Annotated in this window: 9 protein-coding genes; 5 read left to right on the top strand and 4 right to left on the bottom strand. The window is 69.7% G+C overall.

The genetic code is table 11. The features are described from left to right. Positions 1 to 238 precede the first annotated feature (238 nt). Both ACLU3S_RS12475 and ACLU3S_RS12480 read right to left on the bottom strand, forming a co-directional pair. Positions 239 to 1552: a DUF3631 domain-containing protein gene (locus ACLU3S_RS12475; RefSeq protein WP_413951848.1), complete on the bottom strand. Its 1314-nt coding sequence runs from the start codon at positions 1550 to 1552 to the stop codon at positions 239 to 241. Between the two features lie 539 nt (positions 1553 to 2091). Beyond that, the gene (locus ACLU3S_RS12480; protein WP_190013167.1) at positions 2092 to 2286 is read right to left on the bottom strand and encodes a helix-turn-helix transcriptional regulator; all 195 of its coding nucleotides are present in this window, start codon (positions 2284 to 2286) and stop codon (positions 2092 to 2094) included. Positions 2287 to 2406: 120 nt separating this feature from the next. Here ACLU3S_RS12480 and ACLU3S_RS12485 point away from each other — a divergent pair, with 120 nt between their 5' ends. Both ACLU3S_RS12485 and ACLU3S_RS12490 read left to right on the top strand, forming a co-directional pair. Next, on the top strand, positions 2407 to 2910 hold the full coding sequence (locus ACLU3S_RS12485) for a helix-turn-helix transcriptional regulator (protein ID WP_190013168.1): 504 nt from the start codon (positions 2407 to 2409) through the stop codon (positions 2908 to 2910). A gap of 21 nt (positions 2911 to 2931) precedes the next feature. After that, the gene (locus tag ACLU3S_RS12490) at positions 2932 to 4086 is read left to right on the top strand and encodes a tyrosine-type recombinase/integrase (RefSeq protein ID WP_413951849.1); all 1155 of its coding nucleotides are present in this window, start codon (positions 2932 to 2934) and stop codon (positions 4084 to 4086) included. Positions 4087 to 4093: 7 nt separating this feature from the next. Here the strand turns inward: ACLU3S_RS12490 and sodN are convergent, their stop codons facing one another. After that, a complete protein-coding gene (gene sodN / locus ACLU3S_RS12495; RefSeq protein ID WP_330337855.1) occupies positions 4094 to 4489 on the bottom strand; it encodes a superoxide dismutase, Ni in 396 nt (131 codons plus the stop codon). Between the two features lie 143 nt (positions 4490 to 4632). Here sodN and sodX point away from each other — a divergent pair, with 143 nt between their 5' ends. Beyond that, positions 4633 to 5067, top strand: a complete 435-nt coding sequence (gene sodX, locus ACLU3S_RS12500) for a nickel-type superoxide dismutase maturation protease (RefSeq protein WP_413951850.1) — start codon at positions 4633 to 4635, stop codon at positions 5065 to 5067. Here sodX and ACLU3S_RS12505 read toward each other — a convergent pair. Then, complete coding sequence (locus ACLU3S_RS12505; protein ID WP_413951851.1) at positions 4950 to 5600, bottom strand: CGNR zinc finger domain-containing protein; 651 nt, start codon at positions 5598 to 5600, stop codon at positions 4950 to 4952. The two genes, sodX and ACLU3S_RS12505, sit on opposite strands and share 118 nt — an antisense overlap. A 100-nt stretch (positions 5601 to 5700) precedes the next feature. Between ACLU3S_RS12505 and ACLU3S_RS12510 the strand changes: the two genes are divergently transcribed. Both ACLU3S_RS12510 and ACLU3S_RS12515 read left to right on the top strand, forming a co-directional pair. After that, positions 5701 to 6459: a methyltransferase domain-containing protein gene (locus tag ACLU3S_RS12510; RefSeq protein WP_413951852.1), complete on the top strand. Its 759-nt coding sequence runs from the start codon at positions 5701 to 5703 to the stop codon at positions 6457 to 6459. Positions 6460 to 6598: 139 nt separating this feature from the next. After that, a complete protein-coding gene (locus tag ACLU3S_RS12515) occupies positions 6599 to 7087 on the top strand; it encodes a SigE family RNA polymerase sigma factor (protein WP_413951853.1) in 489 nt (162 codons plus the stop codon). Positions 7088 to 7186 lie beyond the last annotated feature (99 nt).

Genomic DNA, 7186 nt, shown 5'->3' on the forward strand with positions numbered 1-7186 from the left:
CAGTCCCCTGCGGCGGCGGGTGAGGGTGCTGTCGGTGTTCGTGTCGGGCATGGTGGTGCTCCGGTAGCGGTCTGGGCTGGGGCTTCGTCACGTCCGTTGCATCCGTCGCTCTGCTGGTCAGAGCTGGTACGGACACGGCCGCAGGTACGGAGTGATCCGTATTGGAGAGGAGATCCGTCCCCGCGCTGACCTGCGCGGGGACGGATGCGACGGAGTGCTACGGACCCAGGGAGGGTGGTCAGCGAGTGCGCTTGGGGCCGGTGGCGCTGCCGGGCGGACCGACGGGCCGCGTGCCGGACGGAGTGGCGGGGGGCTTGCCCTCGGTCGGGCGTGCGGGTGCGGACTCCTGCCATGGCGCGGGGGCCATTTGGGCAGGGTCGGGGCAATAGCGGGCCCAGGCGTCGAGGAACTGGTTGCGGGCGTATGCCTTGGCCTGCCTGCCGTTCTCGAAGCGGTGGTTGGCCGGGCTGATACCGAAGTCCCGTAGCAGGTTGGCCAGGTGGTAGGCGTTCATGCCCTTGGGGCCGTACTCGGCCCACGGCGCTTCAGCGTCCTGGACGAGGGCGGCAAGCAGGTCCTGGCTGCGCAGGGCCTCCCTGTTGTCCTCCCGCTCGAAAATGCGGCGGATGTCACGCAGCAGCCGCGTCTTCAGGGTCGTCTGCTCATCCTGGACCACCTCGTTGCGCGTCATCGCCAGGCAGGCGGCACGGGCCTGCGCGGGCCAGTGCCCGCCGGCCAGGTCGGCGATGATGACCAGCGGCTCCCAGGTGTCCGCTGCGCGGTCCTCGACCGGCATCTTCGGTACCAAGCCCGCAGCCGCTCGGCGCAGAGGGGTCAGCCAGGCCGCCAGCCGGTCGCGCAGCGCGTTCAGTTCGGGCACCGAGTGACGCGAGCGGAACGGGGTGATCCGCTCACCCGGCTTGCGCTTCTGCATGCGGAGGACGACCGCCCGGTCCATGATCGTGTCTGGTAGATCGCCGATCCCCGCCAGCGCGGCCATGGCGAAGGTGGGGAACGCCGTCGGCTTCTGCTCCGGTCCGGAGATCCGCCAGGCGGGCCGGTTGCGCTGGTGCCCGGCGTTCAGCAGACCGCGCAGGTCCTCCTTCTCGCCCGCCTTCGGGCCGAAGATGGTGTCGGCCTCGTCCACCAGCAGCGTCGGCGGATTCTTGCCGATGACGCGGAAGACCACCGCTGGGGAAGTGTTCACCGTCATCATCGGTTTGTGGACGGTCTCGTGGAGCACGTCCAGGACTCGAGACTTGCCGCATCCCTTGGTCGGCCCGACCACCGCCAGCCGGGGGGCGTGCTGCAGGGCGGGTTGGATGTGGGTAGCCGCCACCCACAAAGTGACCGCGGTCAGTGCCTCCTCGCTCGGCAGCACCACGTACCGACCGATCGCCGCCCGGACCTCGTCTAGCAGCACGGCGCCTTCGTCGGCCAGCTCACCGCCGACGCCGGCACGGTCCCCGGTCCCCGACCCGCCGTCGGGGAGCCGGGCCCCTGTCCCTGAAGTGTCGTGGGGGCCGTGATCCCCATCGCGGTCCCCATGCATGCTCGGTACGACCGGGATTCGGGGACCGGTCCCAGGGACCGACCGACCGTTATGCGCGGCCTGGCTCATGCTCAGAGCGGCGGTCGGTCCGCCAGGACCAGCCTGGTGCACGCCCGTTGGCTCCGTCCGCAGGCCGCCGACCTGCACATGTTCTATACCGGTGGCTATCCGGTCAGTGACCGGAATATCGGTTCGCGACTCATCAGGGGAGCGGTCCCAGGCTTCCTTCGGACCGGCCGCATCACGTGGTTGGCCGACGGTCCCCAACGCAGCAGAAGCTGCGTCTGCCTGGTCCGCGCGGCGCAGGGCGGCGCCCTGGCCGGGGACCGCGACATCGGGCCACTTGGGTTTGGGGACCGTGTTGGGAGTGGTGGGGGACGTAGAGTCCTCCATAGACGTTCCTCTCAGGTGGGGGCAGGACGGGCAAGGTCCCGCCCCTCACCGGCTTGTTCTTTCAGGGATGGGCGATGTGCGAGGGACTCCCCGGCCTTCGGCGTTGGCGCGCCGAAGGCCGGAGCCGTGTCGGGGCGTCCGATGTCTCAGGAGGCCAGGCCCCACTCGTCTCGGCCTTCGGCCAGCGCCTGCTCGTATCGCAGCAGTTCGGCTTCGGGATACAGCACCCGCTTGCCGATCTTGATGCCCCGCGGACCCTTCCCGATCTGGCGCCAGTAGCGGACGGTGCTCTCGGCCGTGCGGTAGCGCTCGGCGACCTCGGCGGTGGTCAGGTATCGCATGGATTCCCAATCGACTAGGTTGCGATTCGATCTGCATAGGTTGTACCCGACGATCGCCGGTTAACCAAATAGGAGAGCGTGTGTTTCAATATGGATAGCGACGATCGTGGTGGAGGTGTGATGGCAGGCGACAAGCGCGACGGCGGCGACGTGCCGCTGCTCTACAGCGAAGGCAACATCGCGGCACGGGTGGCGCTGGAGCGCGAGGTCAGAGGTTGGAGCACGACGGAGTTGGCGGACCGGGTTTCCAAAGCCGGCGTCAAGATGAACCAGACCGCCGTCTGGCGCATCGAGAACGGCACCCCGCGCCGCCGCATCAACGTCGACGAGGCGCTCGCTTTCGCCCGCGTCTTCGAGCTGCCCCTCGAAGAGCTGATGTCCCCGCCCCTGGAGGGGCTGGACCTCAACAGCAGACGGCTCGTCCAGGAAGCCGTCGAGGCGTACTACGAGACCCGCGATGCCGAAGACCGCCTGCATCACGCCGTCGTCGGCATCGCCGAGCACATCCAGGCCCACCCCGACAGCTCACGGGCCATCCACGAGCAGTGCCTTCGCCTCATGGGCGAAGAGCGCGACGCCCGCACCCTCACCGACTACATCGAGGGCGGCGGTTACTACCGATAACAAACTCGAAGGAGGAGCAACTTGGCCAACATCCAGAAGCGCCCCAACGGCAAATGGCGGGCCCGCTACCGCGACCTTGACGGCAAGGAGCACGCCCGCCACTTCGAGCGCAAGCTCGACGCCCAGCGCTGGCTCGACGAGGTCACGGCCAGCATCGTCACCGGGCAGTACGTCGACCCGCGCGCCGGACGGATCTCGTTCGAGAAGTACGCGACGAAGTGGGCGGAGTCGCTCATCGCCGGTGAGGCGGCCGAGCGCATCACCGACAACGCGCTACGGTTGCACCTCGTCCCGGCGCTCGGCTCCCGCGCCATGGCGGCGATACGCCGCAACGACATGCAGGTGCTGTTCAAGAGCCTGTCCGAACTGCTCGGCCCCGGCAGCGTGCGCAACGTCTATGACGTCCTCGTGCGGGTCATGACCGCGGCCGTCGAGGACAAGGTCATCGCGTCCAGCCCATGCCGTCGGATCACCCTTCCGCCCATGCCGGACGAGGAGGTCAGCCCGCCCACGGTCGCGCAGGTGGAGGCCATGGCTCGGGTGATGCCGCCGTACCTCCGCGCGGCCATCGTCACGCTCGCCGGCTCAGGCTTGCGAATAGGCGAGCTGCTCGGCCTCAAGGTGTCCGACGTCGACTTCAAGGCCGGCGCCATCCGTGTCGAGCGGCAGCGCCTCCAGTCCGGGAAGATCGGCCCGCCGAAGACCGCCAAGTCCCGGCGCACGGTCCCCGTCGGGGAGGTTGTCACGGACGCCCTTCTCACGCACCTCGCGGCACGCCCCTCCAAGGAGTGGCTGTTCACGATGGAGGAGGGCGAGCCCCTGAACTACCGCCGCTGGAAGACGGAGTGGAACGGCGCCCGCAGGACGCTCCAAGCGACGGAGAACGAGGCAGCCCAGCGCGAGGGCCGCAAGCCCGTCGAACTGCCGCACATGGTGACCCACGACCTGCGCCACTTCTTCGCCTCCGCCCTCATCGCCGGCGGGGCGAGCGTCAAGCAGGTCCAGCTGGTCCTCGGCCACGCGTCCGCCGTCATCACGCTGCGGATCTACGCCCATCTGTGGCCGGGTGAAGAAGACCGCACCCGGTCCGTCATGGACGCCGTGCTCGGCGGCCTGCGGACCGGGTGCGGACCGGAAGACCAGACGATCAAGGAAATCGCAGGTCAAACGGCATGATCGGAGATCAAGCCTTCTTGGTCTCCCAGAAGATCTTGTCGATCTGGGCGATGTAGTCGAGCGCCTTCTGGCCCGTCGCCGGGTCGGTGGACGCCTTGGCGGCGGAGAGGGCCTTCAGCGTGTCGTTGACCAGCTGGTGCAGCTCCGGGTACTTCTCGAAGTGCGGAGCCTTGAAGTAGTCGCTCCAGAGGACGGAGACGTGGTGCTTCGCCAGCTCCGCGCGCTGCTCCTTGATGACCGTGGCACGCGCCTGGTAGTGGGGGTCGTCGTTGCCGGCCATCTTCTCCTGGATGGCCTTCACCGACTCCGCCTCGATGCGGGCCTGGGCCGGGTCGTACACGCCGCAGGGCAGGTCGCAGTGGGCGCTGACCTTGACCTTGGGGGCAAACAGGCGGGAAAGCATGGAGCATTCCTTCCTCGTGATCGTCTTCTCAGGTGCGACATTACTCCCTGAGAGACCGGAATTCGTGAGTGCCCCCTAGGGCTTAGGACAAAAGTCCGGGGTGAGACTGGACTGGTGGAGGAACGACCGGGGAGGTGCCGGCGATGCCGGAGCTGTCGCAGGAGACCGAGCGGGGGAGGGCCGGGGCGCCGTTCGGGCTGGCCGAGGTGACGGGGCCGTCGATGGTGCCGACGCTGCGGCACGGTGACCAGCTGCTGGTGCGGTACGGCGGCGTGGTCCGGCCCGGTGACGTCGTCGTCCTGCGTCATCCGTTCCAGCAGGACCTGCTGGTCGTCAAGCGCGCCGTGGAGCGGCGCGAGGGCGGCTGGTGGGTGCTCGGGGACAACCCGTACGCGGGTGGCGACAGCACCGACTACGGCGTGGTGCCGGAGGAGCTGATCCTGGGCCGGGCGTGGCTGCGCTACCGGCCGCTGCCGGCCGGCCGGCGCTCGCTGCCGGCGCTCGCCCGCTGGGTGCTGTCGGCCGCGAGGCCGCTGCCGGCGGACCGGTCGGCCTCCAGGCGCTTGCGGGCCCGGTAGGCGGCCACGTTGGCGCGGGTCGCGCACCGGTCGGAGCAGTAGCGCCGGGAGCGGTTGGTGGAGGTGTCCAGGTAGGCGTTGCGGCAGGGGGACGCCTGGCACAGGCCGAGGCGGTCCACGCCGTACTCGGTCAGATGGAAGGCCAGGCCCATGGCGGCGGTCGCCGCGTAGCCGGCGGTGACGTTGGACGGGTGGTCGGCCAGGTGCATGTGCCACAGCGGGCGGCCGTCCTCGTCGCGGAGGTCGTGCCCGGAGATCTGCGGGCTCACCGGGAACTCCAGCAGGAGCGAGTTCAGCAGGTCCACGGCGAGGGTCTCGTCGCCCTTGTCGGCCGCATCGAAGACCGCGCGCAGCCGGGCCCGGACCGAGCGGAAGCGCGTGACGTCCGCGTCGGTGGCGCGGCGGGCCGCCGACGCGTTGGCGCCGAACAGGTCGCGGACGGCCTCGACCGAGGTCAGCGAGTCCTTGCCCCGAGCCGGTTCCTCGCTGTTGACGAGCCGTACGGCGTAATCCGAGTAATAGGCCAGTTCCACTTGTAGTCCTTACCGAGGCGCTTTATCGTCGTGTCTGCGGTCGGGTAACAGCCGGTCGTGCTTCCAGGGTATTACGCAACCTAGGGGAGAGGCGGGTGCCATGACCACGAGTACCGGTACCGACTGGACGGCCTGGCAGGAGAGCTGGGACCGGCAGCAGGAGTGGTACATGCCGGACCGCGAGGAGCGGTTCCGGATCATGCTCGACATGGTCGAGGCGCTCGTCGGCACGGCCCCGCGCGTGCTCGACCTCGCGTGCGGCACCGGGAGCATCACCGCCCGGCTGCTCGCCCGGTTCCCGCGGGCCACCAGCACCGGCGTGGACCTCGACCCGGCCCTGCTCGCCATCGCCCGCGGCACCTTCGAGGGCGACGACCGCGTCCGCTTCGTGACCGCCGACCTCAAGGACCCCGACTGGCCCGCGAAGCTGCCGTACGACTCCTACGACGCCGTCCTGACCGCCACGGCCCTGCACTGGCTGCACAGCGAACCCCTCGCGGCCCTCTACGGTCGGGTCGCGGAGCTGGTCCGCGACGGCGGTGTGTTCATGAACGCGGACCACATGATCGACGACAGCACGCCCCGGATCAACGCCGCCGAGCGGGCCCAGCGCCACGCCCGCATGGATCGGGCCAGGGCGTCCGGCGCCCTGGACTGGGCGCAGTGGTGGCAGCTGGCGGCGCAGGACCCGGTCCTCGCCGAGCCCACCGCCCGCCGCTTCGAGATCTACGGCGAGCACGCCGACGGGGACATGCCGTCGCCGGCCTGGCACGCGCGCACGCTGCTCGCGCAGGGCTTCGCCGAGGCCCGCCCGGTGTGGTGCTCGCCCTCGGACACCCTGCTCCTCGCCCTCAAGTAGCCCCCCGGTACGGCGAATCAACGGTGGACAGAGGCGGTACGGGAAAACCCGTGCCGCCTTTCTGCGTCCCCGCGGGGAGCCCACCGCACTGATACGGGTGAGACGGTCCGTATCCGTGGGCCGGCGGAAAGGGGGAGGGATGACGCGGGGCGCGGATGCGACTCTGCACGCCTTCGTCGAGGGCAGACGCACGGTGCTGTTCCGCAGCGCCTACCTGCTGTGCGGCAACCGCGACGAGGCGGAAGACCTCGTCCAGACGACCCTCGTCAAGGTCGTCCTCGGAGCGCGCAGGCACGGGCGGCTGGAGAACCTCGACGCCTATGCGCGCAAGACGCTGGTCAACACCTTCATCTCGGCCCGCCGCCGGTTCTGGCGGCGCGAACAGGCGTACGGCGAACTGCCGGACGTGCCCGAACGGGTGGTGGACAGCGACACCGGCCTGATGGTCCGGGCCGCTCTCGCAGGGCTCGCGCCCAGGCAACGGGCGGTGCTGGTGCTGCGCTACTGGGACGACCTCAGCGTGGCCGCCACCGCCGAGCTGCTCGGGATGCGGGAGAGCACGGTCAAGAGCCACACGGCGAGGGGACTGGCGGCGCTGAAGGCCGCGGTGCGGGAGGAATACGTATGACGGAGAACGAAGTGGTGCGCGAGCTGCTGTGGAAGGCGGCGGCGACCGTGCCGGTCCCGGAGAGCCGGGGCAGCGAGGCGGTGTTCGCCCGGGCCTCGC

The sequence above is a fragment of the Streptomyces sp. AF1A genome, from assembly GCF_047340315.1.
Lineage (GTDB): Bacteria > Actinomycetota > Actinomycetes > Streptomycetales > Streptomycetaceae > Streptomyces.

What these genes read in the sequence shown, in the direction of transcription:
- ACLU3S_RS12485 (WP_190013168.1), top strand. Translation starts at nt 2,407, where the DNA reads ATGGCAGGCGACAAGCGCGACGGCGGCGACGTGCCGCTGCTCTACAGC.
- ACLU3S_RS12475 (WP_413951848.1), bottom strand. Translation starts at nt 1,552, where the DNA reads ATGCATGGGGACCGCGATGGGGATCACGGCCCCCACGACACTTCAGGG.
- sodX (WP_413951850.1), top strand. Translation starts at nt 4,633, where the DNA reads ATGCCGGAGCTGTCGCAGGAGACCGAGCGGGGGAGGGCCGGGGCGCCG.
- sodN (WP_330337855.1), bottom strand. Translation starts at nt 4,489, where the DNA reads ATGCTTTCCCGCCTGTTTGCCCCCAAGGTCAAGGTCAGCGCCCACTGC.
- ACLU3S_RS12510 (WP_413951852.1), top strand. Translation starts at nt 5,701, where the DNA reads ATGACCACGAGTACCGGTACCGACTGGACGGCCTGGCAGGAGAGCTGG.
- ACLU3S_RS12515 (WP_413951853.1), top strand. Translation starts at nt 6,599, where the DNA reads ATGACGCGGGGCGCGGATGCGACTCTGCACGCCTTCGTCGAGGGCAGA.
- ACLU3S_RS12480 (WP_190013167.1), bottom strand. Translation starts at nt 2,286, where the DNA reads ATGCGATACCTGACCACCGCCGAGGTCGCCGAGCGCTACCGCACGGCC.